At 35.8% G+C, this 19,057-nt stretch carries 19 protein-coding genes; 13 read left to right on the top strand and 6 right to left on the bottom strand.

Features of this window, described 5'->3' with window-relative positions:
* Positions 1-59: 59 nt before the first annotated feature.
* Entirely contained in the window at positions 60-761 is a 702-nt protein-coding gene (locus MHH98_RS20810; protein ID WP_340713472.1) for a response regulator transcription factor, read from the bottom strand.
* Positions 754-3,465, bottom strand: a complete 2,712-nt coding sequence (locus tag MHH98_RS20805) for a sensor histidine kinase KdpD (RefSeq protein WP_340709394.1) — start codon at positions 3,463-3,465, stop codon at positions 754-756. The genes MHH98_RS20810 and MHH98_RS20805 overlap by 8 nt, the downstream gene beginning before the upstream one ends.
* A 264-nt stretch (positions 3,466-3,729) precedes the next feature.
* Here MHH98_RS20805 and kdpF point away from each other — a divergent pair, with 264 nt between their 5' ends.
* From kdpF to MHH98_RS20765, 9 genes are all read left to right on the top strand, one after another.
* The gene (gene kdpF / locus MHH98_RS22200; RefSeq protein ID WP_076034203.1) at positions 3,730-3,810 is read left to right on the top strand and encodes a K(+)-transporting ATPase subunit F; all 81 of its coding nucleotides are present in this window, start codon (positions 3,730-3,732) and stop codon (positions 3,808-3,810) included.
* Between the two features lie 23 nt (positions 3,811-3,833).
* Positions 3,834-5,528 carry a potassium-transporting ATPase subunit KdpA gene (gene kdpA / locus MHH98_RS20800; RefSeq protein ID WP_076065550.1) on the top strand — a complete coding sequence of 565 codons (1,695 nt, stop codon included), beginning with the start codon at positions 3,834-3,836 and terminating at the stop codon, positions 5,526-5,528.
* Positions 5,529-5,543: 15 nt separating this feature from the next.
* Positions 5,544-7,610: a potassium-transporting ATPase subunit KdpB gene (kdpB, locus tag MHH98_RS20795; RefSeq protein ID WP_038180775.1), complete on the top strand. Its 2,067-nt coding sequence runs from the start codon at positions 5,544-5,546 to the stop codon at positions 7,608-7,610.
* 10 nt (positions 7,611-7,620) lie between these two features.
* A complete protein-coding gene (gene kdpC / locus MHH98_RS20790) occupies positions 7,621-8,259 on the top strand; it encodes a K(+)-transporting ATPase subunit C (protein ID WP_038180773.1) in 639 nt (212 codons plus the stop codon).
* A gap of 227 nt (positions 8,260-8,486) precedes the next feature.
* Positions 8,487-8,909 carry a GNAT family N-acetyltransferase gene (locus tag MHH98_RS20785; RefSeq protein ID WP_038180770.1) on the top strand — a complete coding sequence of 141 codons (423 nt, stop codon included), beginning with the start codon at positions 8,487-8,489 and terminating at the stop codon, positions 8,907-8,909.
* 213 nt (positions 8,910-9,122) lie between these two features.
* Positions 9,123-10,559: an ABC transporter permease gene (locus MHH98_RS20780; protein WP_340713471.1), complete on the top strand. Its 1,437-nt coding sequence runs from the start codon at positions 9,123-9,125 to the stop codon at positions 10,557-10,559.
* A 10-nt stretch (positions 10,560-10,569) separates the two neighbouring features.
* A complete protein-coding gene (locus tag MHH98_RS20775; protein ID WP_340713469.1) occupies positions 10,570-11,247 on the top strand; it encodes an ABC transporter ATP-binding protein in 678 nt (225 codons plus the stop codon).
* A 142-nt stretch (positions 11,248-11,389) separates the two neighbouring features.
* On the top strand, positions 11,390-11,602 hold the full coding sequence (locus tag MHH98_RS20770) for a hypothetical protein (RefSeq protein ID WP_038180763.1): 213 nt from the start codon (positions 11,390-11,392) through the stop codon (positions 11,600-11,602).
* Positions 11,603-11,823: 221 nt separating this feature from the next.
* On the top strand, positions 11,824-12,105 hold the full coding sequence (locus MHH98_RS20765; protein ID WP_038180761.1) for a hypothetical protein: 282 nt from the start codon (positions 11,824-11,826) through the stop codon (positions 12,103-12,105).
* Between the two features lie 172 nt (positions 12,106-12,277).
* Here MHH98_RS20765 and MHH98_RS20760 read toward each other — a convergent pair whose 3' ends face one another.
* From MHH98_RS20760 to MHH98_RS20750, 3 genes are all read right to left on the bottom strand, one after another.
* The gene (locus tag MHH98_RS20760; RefSeq protein WP_340713467.1) at positions 12,278-13,732 is read right to left on the bottom strand and encodes a sensor histidine kinase; all 1,455 of its coding nucleotides are present in this window, start codon (positions 13,730-13,732) and stop codon (positions 12,278-12,280) included.
* On the bottom strand, positions 13,725-14,390 hold the full coding sequence (locus tag MHH98_RS20755) for a response regulator transcription factor (RefSeq protein ID WP_038180757.1): 666 nt from the start codon (positions 14,388-14,390) through the stop codon (positions 13,725-13,727). Before MHH98_RS20755 ends, MHH98_RS20760 begins: the two co-directional genes overlap by 8 nt.
* A 209-nt stretch (positions 14,391-14,599) precedes the next feature.
* Complete coding sequence (locus MHH98_RS20750; protein WP_076034209.1) at positions 14,600-14,950, bottom strand: YybH family protein; 351 nt, start codon at positions 14,948-14,950, stop codon at positions 14,600-14,602.
* 197 nt (positions 14,951-15,147) lie between these two features.
* Here MHH98_RS20750 and MHH98_RS20745 point away from each other — a divergent pair, with 197 nt between their 5' ends.
* The 4 genes from MHH98_RS20745 to MHH98_RS20730 all read left to right on the top strand — a co-directional run bounded on the left by MHH98_RS20745 (position 15,148) and on the right by MHH98_RS20730 (position 17,761).
* Positions 15,148-15,765: an NAD(P)-dependent oxidoreductase gene (locus MHH98_RS20745; protein WP_076034210.1), complete on the top strand. Its 618-nt coding sequence runs from the start codon at positions 15,148-15,150 to the stop codon at positions 15,763-15,765.
* A 40-nt stretch (positions 15,766-15,805) separates the two neighbouring features.
* Positions 15,806-16,480 carry an ankyrin repeat domain-containing protein gene (locus tag MHH98_RS20740; RefSeq protein WP_081730028.1) on the top strand — a complete coding sequence of 225 codons (675 nt, stop codon included), beginning with the start codon at positions 15,806-15,808 and terminating at the stop codon, positions 16,478-16,480.
* A 148-nt stretch (positions 16,481-16,628) separates the two neighbouring features.
* On the top strand, positions 16,629-16,865 hold the full coding sequence (locus tag MHH98_RS20735; RefSeq protein ID WP_038180749.1) for a hypothetical protein: 237 nt from the start codon (positions 16,629-16,631) through the stop codon (positions 16,863-16,865).
* Positions 16,866-16,945: 80 nt separating this feature from the next.
* Positions 16,946-17,761, top strand: coding sequence for a metallophosphoesterase (locus tag MHH98_RS20730; protein WP_038180746.1), 816 nt, complete (start codon positions 16,946-16,948; stop codon positions 17,759-17,761).
* 53 nt (positions 17,762-17,814) lie between these two features.
* Here MHH98_RS20730 and MHH98_RS20725 read toward each other — a convergent pair whose 3' ends face one another.
* Positions 17,815-18,957, bottom strand: coding sequence for an FAD-dependent monooxygenase (locus MHH98_RS20725; RefSeq protein ID WP_340713465.1), 1,143 nt, complete (start codon positions 18,955-18,957; stop codon positions 17,815-17,817).
* Positions 18,958-19,057: the final 100 nt, after the last annotated feature.

Here is a 19,057-nt window from a genome sequence, read left to right as displayed (position 1 = left end):
AGCCTTTTTAATGTATTTGATGCTAGAGCTCTACCTATAGATTAAATGTTTTCTCTACATTATTCGTCCTCATAACGAAGCATTCGGTACCCGACACGTACATGAGTTTGAATATACTTTGGGTTTGCAGGATTCTCTTCAATTTTCTTGCGTAAAGTTGCCATGAAAACCCGCAAACTGGGTACATCAGATGGTAATACTTGTTGCCAAACTTCTTTCAATAGAAAATTGTGCGTCAATACTTTTCCAACATGTTTGGCCAATACGATCAATAATTTGTACTCAATTGGTGTAAGATGTACTTCTTCTCCACGAATAAATACGGTGTTAGCTAAATAGTCAATTTTCAAATTACCATTAGTAAATATGGGAAGTTCCATATCTAGAAGACTGTCTTTTTTTACTCTCCTAAGAGCTACCCGAATTCGAGCCAGTAGTTCATCTACGCTAAATGGTTTCGTCACATAATCATCTGCCCCTGCATCGAGAGCGTGAATTTTATCATGCTCCTCACCACGTGCGCTGACAATAATAATTGGAGTTTGGGACCATCCACGAATTTTATTAATCACTTCAATGCCATCCATATCTGGTAGGCCAAGATCAAGAATAATTACATCTGGTGGCATTGAAAGTACCTTTTGCAATGCTGATTTACCATCAATAGCAATATCGTATTCATAGCCTTGCGTACTCAATGTCATTTTAATCAAATTTCCAATTGCTTTATCATCTTCTATAACAAGAATTCGGTTATTCATTGACATTGACAACTCCTTTTTGAAGTACAAAACTAAAAACGGTACCTTTTGGTTTATTGTCTGAAACAGTTAATTTACTATCGTGTACTCTTAGGATGGTTTGGCATAGTGCTAAGCCGAGCCCTAGACCCCTTCGGCTATCACTACGATAATTTTTCCCTATTGTAAAAGGTTCAAATAGTCGTGTTTTTAGAGCATCATCAATGCCAGGTCCATTATCGCTAATACTTATATGCACATAGTCTCCCTGCTCCTTTGCAGATAAGATAATCTCACTTCCTGCTGGAGTATATGTCAGTGCATTATCAATAATATTGATAATCACTTGAATGATAAGTCGTGCATCCATCACAGCAAATAACAAGTCTGGCTCGACATGACAATGAATTTGATGTGTATGTTCATTACGAACTACATGCATGAGCGCCTCTTGTATAATATCTTCAACAAGTTCAGGTCTCATCTCGATCGCAAGTTGCCCATCATCTAGCTTTGAAACGGCAAGCAAATTCTCTACCATTTGTACAAGCCATTTTGAGTTGCTGTAAATATCTTGGTATAGCTGTTTTTTTTGCATATCGTCAATTTGGCTGCTTTTGGTTAATAATATATCAGCATTACCTGAAATACTCGTAAGTGGCGTCCTTAAATCGTGGGAGATGGCACGTAAAAAGTTTGCTCGCATTTGCTCAAGTTCAGCTTCCCGTGTAACTTGCTCATTGGATTTCTGTAAATACCATTTATCAATGGCAAACGAAAAATCATTCATAATCGCATGCAGAATATGTCGTTCAAAGGCAGGTAGTGGTGTTTCTTTCGACAACATAATACCAATTACTCCTTTGACATCATCACCAGAAAGAACTGGTAAATAATAAGAACTTGCTCCAGGAAACGTATCAGTAGAAACACCAGCTACCTGCTTATTATTGGAAACCCATGTTACTACAGCACGCTCGTTTCGATTATTAAATAGATTTTCCAACTCTTTATTTTTTGAATTAGTCATCACATCGGTTGGGAAAAATGATGTTTTCATAATCTGTTGATTGTTTATCTCAAAAAACATCGCTGGCTTTTCGACAAGCTTTACAACTTGTGACATACCCTCTGTAACAATTTCTTGTAACGATTTTGCTTGTTGTAGCTTACGGTTAGTTTCAAGCAAAACCTCCATTCGGTAAGACTTTTGTACAGCACCGAGAGCTTGTTTTTTTACTTTCCTAGTCAAACTACTTGTGATTATCCCAGAGATGAACATGATGAAAAATGTCATAGGATAATCTCTGTTGTATGCTTCAAATGAGAACCTTGGTTCAGTGAATATAAAATTGAAAATAAGAACGGCCATCAATGAACTAATTATGCTAAATACCCAGCTTGTCGACCAAATGGCAAGTATTAACACGCCTAAAATGTATATTGTTATGATATTGGCTTCACTTACGCCTATTCGTGCAAAGAACAAACCAATTAAGGATGCCAAGCTAAAAACGAATAGCATTTTTAGTAAGTCATACCAATTGAATTTTAGTTGTGATCGTACATCTGGGAAACGTATTGATTCGTTTTCTTGGTCAGGTACTATATACATAGCTAAATTAGGCACAAATTCGTTGAGCCGATCTCCGATTTTTGAATTAGGTTTCCACCACTGTTTTTTTGTAGTTGTTCTACCGATAACGAGTTTTGTAACACCACTCATTTGAGCATAATTGGCTAGTGCTGCAGCAACATCATCTTCTTGTACAGTCACTATATGGCCTCCAAGTTGCTCCGTTAGTTTAATATGCTGCTGTAACCTTTCTAAATTAACCTCGTTTTCATCCTTCATTTCTTTGTTATGTACATAAAGTGCAGTGAATTTTCCGTGTAAGGCTTGAGCAAGTCTCGCTGCAGTTCGGATTACTTTCGCATTTGTAGGTGAACTACTGATACCTACTAAAATATGTTCCTCAATTTGAGAGGTATGGAACAGTGAACAGCTTTCCTGCGTTTTCTGATAATCAATTGTATCGGCAGTTCTGCGCAAAGCTATTTCGCGGAGTGCTATTAAGTTAGCTTTTTGAAAAAAATGTTGCATTGCTTTTTCAGCCTGTTGAGTGTGATAAATTTTGCCTTCTTTTAATCTTTGAATTAGATCATCAGGCTCAATATCTACGAGTTTTATTTGTGTAGCATTATCAATCAGATAATCTGGAATACGTTCATTTACTTTTACACCCGTAATTTCTTCAACCAAATCATGAAGACTCTCAATATGTTGGATATTAACAGTTGTATAAACATGAATTCCTTTTGCTAATAATTCTTGAACATCACCGAATCGTTTTAAATGGCGCATTGTTGGAACATTTGTATGCGCTAGTTCATCAACCAGTACAAGATCAGGTTTACGTTCAAGCACTGCATCTATATCCAGTTCTTCAAATGACTTTCCTTTATAGTGAATCTTTTTGGTAGGAACCATCTCAAGTCCGTCGAGCAAAGCAGCTGTTTCTGGTCGGGGATGTGGTTCAACATAGCCAACAACTACATCCAAACCTAGCTTTTTTGCTTGATGGGCAGTATCGAGCATTGAATATGTTTTTCCTACTCCAGCAGCATACCCAAGAAATATCTTCAGGCTCCCCGATGCTTCTTTTGATTCCTGTCTTTTTACCTTAGCTAAAATAGCATCGGGATTAGGGCGCGTGTATTCCATCCATCTTCACCTCCTTCTTATTATAGCCCCAACTAGCATTAAGACAGTATTAAGATTGAATCTTAATACCATTTTAATACAATTAGCTCTTTTTCTAACACTACATTAATTTTAACTGCATTATGATTATCCATGAAATCAATAGAAGGAGTGATTGACTTGATGGATTTATATATGGTCATTGCATTAATCCTAAGTTTTGCTAGTCTCTATTCGCTAACGGCTTGGTGTTACAAGCAAGTAGACAATTAAGGGGGTCTCATTATGTGGGTTGTAATAGGTATCATTATTGTTTCATTGTTTGGTTATTTAGGTTATGCATTGCTCTATCCAGAAAACTATTAATAAACCTATAGGGGGAAATAAATATGTGGCAAATTGCCTTAGTGCTAGTCATTTATTTACCGCTTGTCATTGCAGCAGGTCATTATTTGTATCAAGTGACGATGCAGCAAAAGACATGGCTTGATCCGGTAATGAATCGCGTGGATAACATTATCTATAAATTTTGTGGAATCAAGCAAGTTGATATGACCGGTAAACAATATGTAATAGCGCTCATTCTATCAAACGCAATTATGGTATTCATCGGCTATTTCATATTACGGATTCAGTCGACTTTATTTCTTAATCCAAATGATATCGATAACATGGAATCCACGTTGTCATTCAATACGATTATTTCATTTATGACAAACACAAATTTGCAACACTATAGCGGAGAATCAGGGTTAAGCTATTTGGCTCAGATGCTTGTCATCACATTCATGATGTTCACATCGGCAGCGACAGGTTATGTTGCATGCATGGCATTCTGTCGTAGATTGGTAGCAAAATCGGATACAATCGGAAACTTCTTTGTGGATTTTGTACGTGTGATAACACGCTTATTAATACCTCTTTCATTTATAGTGGCGTTAATTTTAGTAGCCCAAGGTTCGCCACAAACTTTAAATGGTAACGAAACAGTTCAGACAATAGAAGGGAAAATGCAGGATATTGCACTTGGCCCTATTGCATCCCTTGAATCGATTAAACACATCGGTACAAATGGTGGTGGTTTTAACGGAGCCAATTCAACCACACCCTTTGAAAATCCAACAGTCATTTCAAACATTGTGGAAATGCTATCTATGATGTTATTGCCTGGTGCTTGTGTTGTGACATTCGGTTTAATGGTAGCAAATCGACGTAAGAAAACGCTATTTGGCAAACAAGGTTTGGTTATTTTTGCAGCTATGTGTATTCTTCTCCTCATCGGCTTAGTTACTTGTTACATAGCAGAAAGTGTAGGTAACCCCATAATTAATAATCTAGGTATCTCTCAAGATATAGGTAGTATGGAAGGAAAGGAAATGCGCTTTGGTATCCCCCAATCTGTGTTGTTTACAGTGGTAACGACGGCCTTTACGACAGGCTCAATAAATAATATGCATGATTCTTTAACGCCGCTTGGTGGTATGGTACCAATGTTTAATATGATGCTGAATGTCGTGTTTGGGGGTAAAGGTGTTGGATTAATGAACATGATGATGTATGTCATGTTAACTATTTTCATCGCGTGTTTAATGATCGGACGTACTCCACAATTTTTGGGCAAAAAAATCGAAGAGAAAGAAATGAAATTAATTGCACTATGCATTTTAATCCACCCGGCTCTTATATTGTTATTCTCAGCTCTTGCTGTAGCGACTACTGCTGGTATCGCAGGAATTACAAATCCGGGAGCACATGGATTATCACAGGTTTTATATGAATATGCCTCATCCTCAGCAAATAATGGTTCAGGGTTTGAAGGTTTAGCTGATAACTCGCCATTTTGGAACATGACCACTGGCTTTGCTATGTTCTTTGGACGCTATCTATCTATCATTATTCAACTTGCCATTGCGTCGCTTCTAGCGAAAAAGTTATGGCACAGTGATTCGGTGGGGACATTGAAAACCGACAATCCGATGTTCACATTCTTGCTTATTGCTATTGTCTTGATGATTGGTGCATTGACCTTCCTGCCAGCCTTAGCATTAGGCCCGATTACAGAACATTTACAAATACGTTCTTAATGAGGAGAGACATAAATGGAAACCGTAACGAAAAAGAGTTTTATAAATCGTGATATTATGAAGAGTTCAATTTTAGGCGCATTCAAAAAATTAAATCCTTTATATATGATAAAAAATCCGGTTATGTTCGTAGTGGAAGTAGGTTTTGTTTTTGTCGTTTTGTTAACCATTTTCCCGAATATGATGGGTGATGTCACTGAGGGATCGGCCCGTCTTTATAATGCGATAGTAGCTTTCATCTTGTTTATTACAATCTTATTTGCGAATTTCGCTGAATCCATTGCAGAAGGGCGTGGAAAAGCGCAAGTTCAGTCACTTAAGAAAACAAAAACAGTGACAGAGGCTTGCGTTTTACTTGCTGATGGAACGCAGGTCAAAAAACAAGCCGATGAACTTAAGAAAGGTGATATTGTCTTAGTTCAGGCAGGAGAAGTTATCCCAAATGACGGGGAAGTAATTGATGGAATTGCAACAGTTGATGAATCGGCAATCACTGGCGAGTCAGCACCTGTTGTGAAAGAACGAGGTGGAGACTTTTCATCTGTTACAGGTGGAACGACAGTGACGAGTGATTGGCTGGAAATTGAAATCACCTCACTGCCTGGGGAATCTTTTTTAGATAAAATGATTGCTCTTATTGAAGGGGCTAGTCGAAAAAAAACACCGAATGAAATTGCCCTAAATACGTTATTAGTCAGTTTAACGATTATCTTTTTACTGGTTGTTGTTACGCTTTATCCTATGACTACTTATCTACAAGTGCATATTCCAATCGCCACACTTGTTGCTTTGATCGTCTGTTTAATCCCAACAACAATTGGAGGATTGTTATCGGCAATTGGAATCGCAGGCATGGATCGTGTAACACAGTTCAATGTGATTGCTATGTCAGGTAAAGCTGTGGAATCATGCGGTGACGTGGATACATTGATTTTAGATAAAACAGGTACTATCACTTATGGAAATCGTTTTGCTTCCGAATTTTTACCTATCCAAGGTGTTGGGAAAAAAGAATTAATACGTGCGGCATGGTTAAGTTCATTGACAGATGATACGCCTGAAGGGAAATCTATTTTAGCTCTTGCAAGTCAATTAGATGTGGATAGTACTGATGAAAGAAAGGTCATTGATACGAGCGAACATATTGCATTTTCAGCATATACTCGCATGAGTGGTCTAGATATGAAGGATGGAACGAAAATACGTAAAGGTGCGTATGATTCGATAAAAAATAAGAGTGTAAATGCTGGTTATGAAGTACCGAAGGATCTAGAAAGTCTAGTTCATCAAGTATCATCTTTAGGTGGTACACCATTAGTAGTAATGAAGAATGAAAAGATTCTTGGCGTTATATATCTCAAAGATATCGTAAAGCCTGGTTTAAAAGAGCGTTTTGAAAAACTTCGTTCAATGGGGATTAAAACCATCATGTGTACAGGTGACAATCCACTCACTGCAGCTACAATAGCAAAAGAATCTGGAGTGGATAGCTTTATTGCTGAAAGCAAACCTGAAGATAAAATCAAGGTGATTAAAGATGAACAATCTCAAGGGAAAATTGTCGCTATGACAGGTGATGGCACGAACGATGCACCCGCTTTGGCACAAGCGAATGTGGGGTTAGCTATGAACTCGGGAACGAATGCTGCGAAAGAAGCAGCAAATATGGTTGATCTAGATTCTAATCCTACGAAAATTATTGAAGTTGTAGAAATAGGGAAGCAATTACTCATGACTAGAGGTGCATTAACGACGTTCAGTATTGCAAATGACGTAGCAAAATATTTCGCTATCATACCCGCTATGTTAATGGTTGCAGTTCCGGAAATGAGTGCTCTAAATATTATGCAGTTAAATTCACCAACAAGTGCAATCATTTCAGCACTAATCTTTAACGCGGTTATTATACCTCTCTTAATCCCAATAGCAATGAGGGGAGTGAAGTATGAGCCAATGAGTGCCTCGAAATTATTAAGAAGAAACTTGCTAGTATATGGGCTAGGAGGTATTATCGCACCCTTTATAGGTATTAAACTAATCGATTTAATGAGCGGACCAATATTGAATTTAATGGGTTTATAGGAGGGATAACATGAAAGCATTTTTTAGCAATTCTAAACAAGCGCTGAAGGTTACATTATTAATGTTTGTATTGTGTGGCTTACTTTATCCATTCGCTGTCACTGGGATGGCACAAGTGTTATTCAATCATGAGGCAAACGGGAGTTTAATTGAGATGGATGGCAAAATGATAGGCTCGGATAAATTGGGGCAGGCTTTTACTTCACCTGAATTTTTCTGGGGGCGTGTTTCAGCCATCAATTACAATGTTTATACGAAAGAAGATCTTGTACCCAATGCTAAGGGGGAGACAAATTATAATGGCGTCAGTTCAGGTACCTTTAACTATGCACCGTCTAATCCTGAGCTAAAAAAACGAATGGAAGCAGATATTGAAACATTTCTAAAAGCGAACCCAGGGGTACAACGTGAACAAATTCCAGCTGATTTAGTTACGGCATCTGGATCGGGACTTGACCCACATATCAGTGTAGAGTCTGCAAAAATCCAAATAAAACGTATAGCACAAGCAAGCAGTCTCTCTGAAGACGAAGTGAATGACATTGTAAAAGCAAATACTGATAGTCGCACATTTAATGTTTTTGGAGAGGATAAAGTTAACGTCCTTAGTGCAAATTTAGATATTTATAAAAAAATGAAGGGAAAATAATTAGGAAATAATAATTGTGATAAATAGGATGAAATAGCCATTTAGTTACCGTGGTTTATCGGCGCTCGATGGCTAATTCTTTTGTAGTTGATTTTGTTATTAAGAAATTGAAATAAATTTCATACAGTTAAAACCTTAACAAAATGGCATTTTCATAAGTATTTAAAGCAGGTATTTGCCGGTCTATCAAGAACAAGTATATGAAAGCGAAAAAGGAGGAATTGTATATGGAGATTCAAATTATTAAAGAAAAAAATAAAAGTAGTCACGATTACATAAATGACCAGCTATATAAATATAATTTGGCTCACTTCCCAGTAGATTTAAGAGGCAGGTATCAAGAGATTAGTATTTTTCTTAAAGATGAACACGGCAACGTTCGAGGTGGCATTATAGGTCAAGTGTGTTGGAATTGGTTAGAAATACATTCATTAATCGTTGATGAAGATTTACGTGAATATGGATATGGTACAAAACTTCTATTAGAAATAGAAAAGATTGCAATAGAAACAAAATGTGATTTTATCAAAGTAGATACACTAAGTTTTCAGGCATTAGGCTTTTATGAAAAGCATGGCTATGAGGTATTTGGTAGCATTGATAATGTTGGCAGAGACTATCAGCATTACTATTTGAAAAAGGAATTATAAAAAATACAAAAGAGCTGTCCCAAAGTAGGTTTTTATCGACTTTGGGACAGCTCTTTTATAGTTAAACATATTTTATCTCGTTTGGTAAAACCATAAATTATAATATTATCTTCTCCACATAAACTTCCTCATATCTATTGATAGACTCCTAGATAACTTCATACTAGCTCCAGACAAGTGCTATATATTTTAGATATCAAGGAGGTTATGGAAATGAATTTTATTAAACGAGCATTTTTAAGTGTAAGAGCAAGAAAGGGGAAATCCCTTATCCTATTTACTGTATTTTTAGTCGTTGCTAATTTAACCTTAGCAGGATTCGCCATGCAAAATGTCACAGAGACAGCGAGTGATCTTGCTAGAAAAAAGTTGGGCGTTGACGTAACGCTAGGATTAGACCAAAAAAAGGTTCAAAAACATATAGAAAAACAGTATGAAGAAAATCCAAATGAGAAAATAAATCTTCCGGAAATTTCTACAGAGGAAGCAGATAAGTTAGCTAAATCACCCTATGTAAAAAATTTCAACTATATAAAAGAAGCTTATGGTTTAGCGGATGGCTTTACTCCCATTGAGGTTGATGAAAATGAAAATGAAGGCTCGGTTGGTTTCGTTGGTGGAGGCCAAAATGATAGAGAAATGCCAAATATATCATTGGTCGGCGTGAGAAGCTCTGATTTATTGAAAGGATTTACAGAAGGAACGGAGAAAATCATTGAGGGGCGTACCATAACAGCAGAAGATAAAGGTAAGAAAGTAGCCTTGATTGAAAAACAGTTAGCTGAACAAAACAAGCTAAAGGTTGGTGATAAGGTGAAGATCAAAACAGACGATGGAAAATCGAAAATAAAGGTAGAAATAATAGGGATTTATGAAGCATCCGATACAACTGGCCAAAACATGCCAATAGCGTTCTTGAAGCCATCTAACAAAATATATGTTTCGTGCGAATCGGTAAAAGAATTTTCTGGAAATAAGAATATGAAGGGCACACCCATTGATAAAGCCATTTATTACTTAAATGATCCAGATCATATCGATGCTTTTAAAGCACTGGGGAAGAAAACAAACATTGATTTTGACCTATTTAAACTAGATGCTCATGATGCCTTATATAAAAAAATGATCGGCCCTATTGAAAACATGGCAACCACTTCAAAATGGATTGTATATATGGTTTCAATCACTGGAACAATTATTCTTGGTCTTATCATAATGTTGACTATAAAAGAACGTCGGAAGGAGTTAGGTATCTTACTGGCGATTGGTGAGAAGAAAGGGAAATTAATAGGTCAACTCTTAGTAGAAGTATTATGTATAGCTGTTTTAGCATTTAGCCTTTCTATATTTACGGGTGGGGCAGTTTCTCAAAAAATGGGAGACAGTTTATTACAGAAAGAAATTACGGCTTCTGAAGAGCAAGAAAATAATCCAGGGGAACAAGGAAAAGCGGTTATGATTACGAGTGCGATGGATGGTGATCTAGGTAAAGATGTAGATCCTATTGATAATATTGATGTAAGTGTAACATCACAAGATATTTTGAATTTAGGTGGGTTCGGTCTATTAATCGCAATTTTAGCAACACTTCTTCCGGCATTATCGATTCTTCGATTGAATCCAAAAGAAATTTTATTAAAAGACGAATAGAGGGATAGACATGGATACTATATTACAATTCAAAAATCTGAATTATCACTATCACAGCAATAATAAAAAAATCAATATTTTAGATAACGTAAACTTCTCGTTTCGAATGGGCTGCTTATATACCATTTTAGGACCATCAGGATCGGGGAAAACAACTACCCTTAGTTTAGCAAGTGGATTAGATGTTCCAAGAGGTGGTTATGTATTATACAACGGAAGAGATATACGGAAGATAGGTCTAGATACTTATCGAAACAAACATGTTTCGATTATCTTTCAATCTTATAATCTTATAACGTATATGACTGCTCTTCAAAATGTAGTCACCGCGATGGAGATTACAGGGGTCGATGTAAAAGACAAAAAAGAAAGAGCACTTGAGTTATTAAGTAAGGTAGGATTAACAGAAGTAGAAGCAAAAAGAAAAGTATTACAGCTTAGCGGTGGTCAGCAACAGCGTGTAGCGATTGCTCGCGCACTATCTTGTAACGTAGATTTATTAATTGCTGATGAACCAACTGGAAATCTAGATCAAGAAACTTCTATGGAAATTATCGACCTATTTAAAGAACTTGCTCATAAAGAAAATAAATGTATCATTGTCGTTACTCATTCCCAAGAAGTGGCCAAGCAATCAGATAAAGCGTTGTATCTAGAAAAAAGAAATTTAGTACTTAGACAATTATAGGGAAAACGAGTATTAAAGCTAAAAAATATGTCGGTAACGCTGTGAAAAAAGAAATAAAACCATGCAAACTAGTATAGTTCTAATTAGATAAAATCTAGAAATACAGTGGTGAAACTCATAAGAAAGGGGTGAGAGAGATACGATGAAAATTGTGGCTTCTATTGGTCTAGTGACAATCGGTATTTTAATTGGTACGTATTTAAATCTTTTAAATTTAGGCTATAACACAGAATCGGGTCCAAAAGAAACAGATTCGTATCAAGATAGTAGAATGCCAAATGCACCAAATCCAGAAGTGATGCCCCCTTCTAACCAAGATAAGCATGAGAGTGGTAGAACAGGATCACCTAGTTGAGTTTCAGAAGATAGAAAGAATAATGGGATAGCTTCAAGATAGACTCAGAAGGCAAAGGTCCTCAACGAATGAGGATCAAATAATAGGTGTGTTGCCTTCCAAATAAAAACAGCTTGTGGATTTAAAATCCCGCAAGTTGTTTTTATTTGGAATATTTTAAGGTAGAATGAAATGAAAAAGAACATTTTTATTCACGAAAAGGTTAGAGAGGAGTAAATCTATTGGAACTAAGTGGCTGGATTTTTATGACGATTGCCGTATTCTATTTTCCACTCTTTGTATGGCTTTCTTTCACATATATTGAATCTACAAAAGAACCTAAAAGAAGACCAATATATTATGGATTTTTGCTTTCTTTTTGTATTTTTAACATTTTGAATAATACTCTCCTTAAATTAAATAGTTCATACGGCTTATCAATTATTGCAAGTTTTATAGTCTTGTTTAGTGTATTTATGTTGTTAGCTGTCATGAGGGACAAAAAAGTTATTGAAGAGTATTGAGGTTGTTAGAATATAAGTTGTTCAAAGGTTAAATGTAGTTAACAATTTTACATAGAAAAATCCATTTTGAATTATCTCTTTCAAAATGGATTTTTTCTTCTTCTTAAAAATGATCTTTTGAAAAAAATTATAGAAATTTCTTTCAAAATTAAAATCTAAACTATTTTGTTGTTCACTTTGTGGATAAAGGAATGGTAAATAAAAATTGTACGCCATTTTCAGTGTTATTTAAAGAATAGGTAATAGAAAGTGTTTCAAAAACTTGCTTTACAATATATAACCCTAAGCCACTTCCACCAGTATTTCGATTTCTTGATTTTTCGATTCTATAAAACGGATCGAAAATTTGCTGTAAATCCTCTTCTTTAATTTTAATACCTGTATTAATGACTTTAATTTGAATGTGTTGTTTTGAGTCCGCAGTTAAAGATATATATACTTTCTCTCCATGAGGTGAATACATAATTGCATTATGAACAATATTTTTGCAGGCTTTTTCTAAAAGAACCCGGTCTGTATAAACAAGATGGTGAGAACCAACTTGTTTTATCATTTGAATGTCTTTTTGAGAAGCAAAAAATTCAAGATCTTTTGTGATTGTATTAATTAATTCTGAGAGATTTACTTCTTCCAATTGTAGTTTAAAAGTATGTTGCTCTAATTTTGACATGCTTAAAATCTCGCGAACAAGTTGTTCCATACTTTCGATAATTTGGTGATTCTTCTTTAAGTATTGGTCACGATTTTGATACGGGCCAATATTATAAATCATTCCTTCTAAGTATCCTTTCATGACGGTGAGAGGAGTTTTTAATTCATGTGCTACTATTGAGAAAAATTCCCTGCGTTTTTCTTCTATTTTTCTTTCTTTTTCAATATCGCTTTTTAACTGTTGATTTGCTTTCTTTAAATCATGCATAGTATGTTGTAAATTAACTGACATATCATTTAAGCTATTGGATAATTCCGCTAGCTCATCATTGGATCGAACCTCGATTTTTTCAGAGAAATCCAAGTTCGCCATCTTTTGTGCCCCTTGATTAATATAAATGAGAGGTTTTGTGATGAACCGTGAATACAAATAAGCACTACCTAAACCAATAACAATCACAATAATACTAATATAAGGAAGGAAAAGGGCCAATACCTGTGAAGCTTCATTAATAGGTTGAAATGTTGCGAACACCACGAGTGTTAAGTTAACGTTTAGGAATTGAATAGGTATGGTAGCATTATACGAATTGGAAAGATTATCTGAATTCTCCAATGGACCTTTAGTAGCCGGCGTTACTGCTACCCCTTGACTATTACTACCGGTAAAGGAAAAGGTAGGAGAATAAATAATTCTTCCTTCTTGATCTTGAAGGTAGATTATTGCGTTATTTTTTTGTGAATATTTATCAAGAAGTGGTATTGCATTTTGAAAAGTAAGATCCTTGGATTTATCAATTATTTCTTCTATTCCTGTTTGAAGTTGATCTGTTTTATACTGTTCATAAAACGTAGGGAGAAAGAAGTATAAAGTTAGATACATGACTAATGCAAAGGCTAACAAAATAAGTGAAGTAATCCAAAAGAGTTTATAAGTAATTCGATTCATCTTTGTGATTTTTAATATTTTATTCATCGATTTTGTAACCAATGCCTTTTACGGTTTTAATATAAGGTATATCTAATTTTTTTCGTATGTTTTTAATATGTGTATCGATAATACGTGTTTCACTACAATATTCGTAGCCCCAAGCCTTTTCTATAATTCGCTCTCTTGTAAGTACTTTTTTTTCATTTTGAAGTAGTAGTTGCAGAATTTCGAATTCTTTTGTAGTTAATAGTATTTCAATCTCATTAACATATACTTTATATGCTTCACAATCAACATGGACTTCTTTAAATACTAAATGATTATCCGTACTTTGATCATAACTTCTTCTCAGTACTGCTTCGACTCGTCTAATCAGAACATGGAAAGAAAAAGGCTTAGTAATATAATCATCGATTCCAATATCAAAGCCTTTCATTTGATGTTGTTCTTCTTCTAATGCGGTTAGCATAATAATTGGTACATTAGACTGTTTTCGTATCATTTGTGCCATTTCAAATCCCCTAAGGTTTGGCATCATCACATCCAAAAGAATTAAATCATAGGAATGCTTATTAAATTGTCTCATTCCTTCTAATCCATCTGATGCGGTTTCAACAATATAGTTTTGTGTCATTAAAAATTGTTTTATTAACTCTTGAATTTCTTTGTCATCCTCTACTACAAGAACTTGATAGTTTCTCACTGTATCACCTCTTAAAGCATTATAACCGTGTTATCTGGAGTTTATGTGAAGAAACATTGGTATGATACTTAGAAACAATATAGAAAATTAATAGGGAAACTTTGTTTATTTCTATACTAACTCTCCAAAACCCGTATACGAATGTATGGAAATCTTCGTATACGGGTTTTATTTATGTTTCTTAGAAAGTATCTTATTGATCATTACTTTTAAGAGCTTAAATGCTCATGAACTAGAAGCCATTTATCCGCTTCTTTCACAAAAATATTAGTGGCTCTTCCTTTGCCACATATATACTCATCATTAATATATCCCTCATAGAAATATGTATAAATACAAGTTGCAGAGCTTTCTTTTTGGTCTAACCATTCAACATCATGTGCTTCGTAATTTTCATTCTTTACTATTGACCAAGCATTTTCAAAGTATTGTTGGATTTCTTCGTGACATGTGCAGGTCTGATCCGAGAAAAAATATACAGCTTTAGGATGCAACAATTTTTTTACTTGCTTAAAATCATGCGTATTTGTAGCTTTAATATAACTATCTAATATCTGCATGGAATCCCTCCTATAGATTGTTAAAAATAGTATACTAATCCCTAAATCCCCTGTCTAATTTACGCAAAAAACTTCCATAAAGCATTCTATTATTTCCAACAAAACAAACAATGCTAAACTATAAAGAAGACGATGAAAAAATATATAAACCATTTCATAAATCACCAATTATAAGAATAATAAAGGAGCATCACCAAATGAAAATCACAATCTTCGGTGCAACCGGACGCGTAGGAAATGAAGTATTACAACGTGCCTTAGCTGAAGGGCATGAAGTTAAGGTACTCGTACGTTCGCTAGAAAAATTGCCAGCACATCCAAATCTCCAAAAGATTAAAGGAGATGTTAAAAATTTTGAACATACGGTCCAAGCTATGGAGCAGGCAGACGCAGTAATAAGTGCAATTGGTACGGACAAAACGACAACATTATCAGAAGGCGTCCCAAATATTATTAGGGCGATGGAGCAACTAAATGTAAAAAGAATCGTCACAATCGGTACAGCCGGCATTTTAGATAGCCGCGCTGAAAGAGGAAAACTACGCTTCCAATCATCTGAATCCAAACGAAAGCTTACTTTTGCGGCAGAGGAACATGCAAAAGCATTCCGTGCATTAGAAGCATCGGATTTAGATTGGACAATTGCTTGTCCAACTTATTTACCAGATGGCTCAGCTATTGGTGTATATCGTACAGAAAGAAATATGCTACCACTAAACGGAGAGAAAATTACAGTAGGTGACACTGCTCACTTCGTTTATCATGAATTATTTCAAAATGAATTTAAACACTTACGTGTCGGTTTGGCATACTAATTTGGAAAAGTAGTTTCACAAAGAGGAATGGTGAAATCATATGGGAATGCGTAATAAAGCAATTTTTGCGGCTGTATCATTAGGTTTAGCATTTGCAGGTTATGTGACAGTTAAGAAAGTAGGGGTACAGATGTCATTATTTGAAGCTGTTGAGAAGCAAGATAGTAATGCTGTAAAAAAAGCGCTGAAATCTGAACAAGATATTAATACACAAGATGGCAAAGGACGCACAGCGCTTATGATTGCGACATATAATAACGACGTGAAATCGGCGAAAGTGTTAACTGAAGCAGGAGCCGATGTAAATATTCAAGATGATATGCAAAATTCTCCATTTTTATATGCAGGAGCAGAAGGTTATTTGGACATTGTAAAGCTAACTTCAAAAGCCGGTGCAGATCCTAAAATTACAAATCGCTATGGTGGTATTGCTTTAATTCCAGCTTCTGAGCACGGGTATGTTGATGTTGTAAAATTTTTATTAACTGAAACAAATAGTGATGTGAATCATATTAATAACTTAGGGTGGACGGCATTATTAGAAGCAATCATCTTAGGCGATGGTGGTAAAAAACAACAAGAAACTGTGCGTATTTTGTTAGAGCATGGAGCTAATCCAAATCTTGCGGATAGAGATGGTGTTACTCCACTTGAGCATGCAGAAAAACTTGGTTACAAAGAGATTGAAAAACTGTTAAGAAAAGCTCGATATTAATTCCAATTTTGCTTGTATCAGTGTTCCGATTAATTATCCGATAGCGGCAATAAGCAAACTCACTATAAAACAGTAAATTAAGGGTAAAGTTTATAAAACGCATAGTACCCTGTACAATATAGATCTTTCAGAGAAAGTTAAGCCAACTGTGATTAGCTGGTCAGATCAGCATACATTAAATTTTAAAAAACCTGATTCATATGAATTCGAAGGTAATATTTTTACAGATGAAATTGGTCTTTTCCCATTTGCCCAAAGTGGATTTGACACAATTGACGGAAATATCGGTGCTGATGGCTCTACTTATGTCATTCTGAAAGTTCCGAAACATATCAATGTATTAGATGAAAACGGGTCGAGAATGTATCCACCAGTTGAATATTGATACCCAATGAATATAGTTGATAGTATTATGTTAAGGATTGTAATGAGGAAAAAAGAGATTAAAGAAACGAGCGATGACCATTGAAGAAGATTTTACGTATTATTATCGGATTAATACTGGTTGTGATTTTTTGTATAGTAAATAACAAATGGTTAGTCACAACGACGTATAAAATAGAGTCTAAGAAATTACCAAAATCTTTCGATGGTATGCGCATCGTTCAAGTTTCTGATTTACACGATGCTACATTTGGCAATAAGCAGGATCGACTTATTAAAAAGGTTCTAGATGCAAAGCCGGATGCCATTTTCTTGACAGGCGATGTTATTGATCGCAACCGCTATGATTTGGAGGAGAGCATGCAGGCTGTCGCTGGTTTTGTGAAAATTGCGCCGGTTTATTATGTTACAGGTAATCATGAAATAGCTGTAAATAAAGTTTCCGAAATTAAAGGTGCTCTTACTGAACTGGGCGTCAATGTATTATCAAACAGTACCTTGCCATTTGAAAAAGATGGAGAAGTAATTCAAATTGTAGGTATTGAAGATCCGCTTGCTGGAACAGATACACAAGCAATGCTAGATACTGCACTTCTCCATCAATCAGAGGCTAATTTTAAGCTTTTACTAGCTCATCGTCCTGAATACATGACAGTATATGCTGAAAATAATATTGATATAACATTTTCTGGTCATGCACATGGCGGACAATTCCGTTTGCCAGGTGTCGGTGGTCTCATCGCACCAGGGCAAGGATTCTTTCCGAAATATACAGCTGGTACATTCGAGGTCGATCATATGACTCAAGTAATTAGTCGGGGGCTTGGTAATAGTCTAATGCCTGTTCGCTTACTCAATTTACCTGAAATTGTCGTGGTGGAATTACATTCTATATAATAATAAAAAATTTCGCTAGGTCCTGATAAGCATTTCAGTACTTAGCGATTTTATTATTTAAACTTCACATCAAATAGGAATTTTAATCTCCACAGTAAAGCCTTTGACGGTATAAGTGGAAAGGCGATATCTCGTGCCTTAGCTAAAATCGGGGAACCAAGTTGAGCGCTCCAACCAATTTGGCGTGAAAGTGAGATTACTTTTGCTGTACGAGCTACGCGTTCGCTTTCATAGTGTTGGAGAGCGTCTTGAAAATTAGCGTATTCAGCAAGAGCCGTCGTTAAAACAAGTGCATCTTCAATCGATTGCCCAGCCCCTTGGCCCATATTTGGCGTTGTAGCATGTGCAGCATCTCCTAACAAAACGATACGTCCATATGCGAACTTCATTAGAGGACGGATATCTTTTATATCATGGTGTAAAATAGCATCTGGTTTTGTATCCAGTATAAGGTCAGCAACGTGAGCAGGGAATTTTTCAAACAAACGAGCGATTTCTTTTCGACCTAGGGTGTGATAAAAAGCATCATTTTCGTGTGCATTGACGCAGGCAAACCAGTAAACTTGTCCGTTTTTCAAGGGGGCATAGCCAAATCGTCCAGAAGTTGCCCATATTTCACAGGATGTATGTTCATCAACACGCCCCTTGTTTTCAGCTACACCACGCCAGCACATATAACCGGCATAACGCGGAGCAGAGTCAGGTACAAGTTTTTGCCGAATAGGCGAGTGAATGCCATCTGCCGCAATGAGCAAATCAGCTGTCACATATGTCCCATCTTCAAAAAAAGCAGTTACTTGCGTATCCTCAGATACAACATCTACACATTTCTTACTATATTTCACCGTTCCTTCAGCTAAAGCTTCTAATAAAGTACTATGTAGATCAGACCGTTGAATCGTAATGTTTTCCTGTCCGTAAAGTCGTTTAATAGCACCAAAATCGATTGTGTTCAATATTTTTCCAATGCTGTTTTGAAACACTTGCGTTGTCAAAGTCGTTCCATTTGTATAGACCTTTTCTCCAACGCCCATTTTCATGAGTGCCTGCATGGCATTTGAACCAATGCCAATACCGGTGCCAACGGGTTGGAAAGTAGGAGCGGCTTCGAAAACTTCAACATGTATTTGTCTTTTTTGAAGGGCAACTGCAGCACATAAACCTCCGATGCCGCCACCAATGATTGCAATCTTCAACTATAATCAAACCTTTCAGAAATGAATTATTTACTATAATTATAGGGTATAACAAAGACGGTTGTACCTATTATGCTTACGTTTCATAAATAGGACTAGT

It is taken from the genome of Viridibacillus sp. FSL H8-0110, from assembly GCF_038003565.1.
Classification (GTDB): domain Bacteria; phylum Bacillota; class Bacilli; order Bacillales_A; family Planococcaceae; genus Viridibacillus; species Viridibacillus arenosi.
This window is presented reverse-complemented; position numbering and strand designations above follow the sequence as displayed.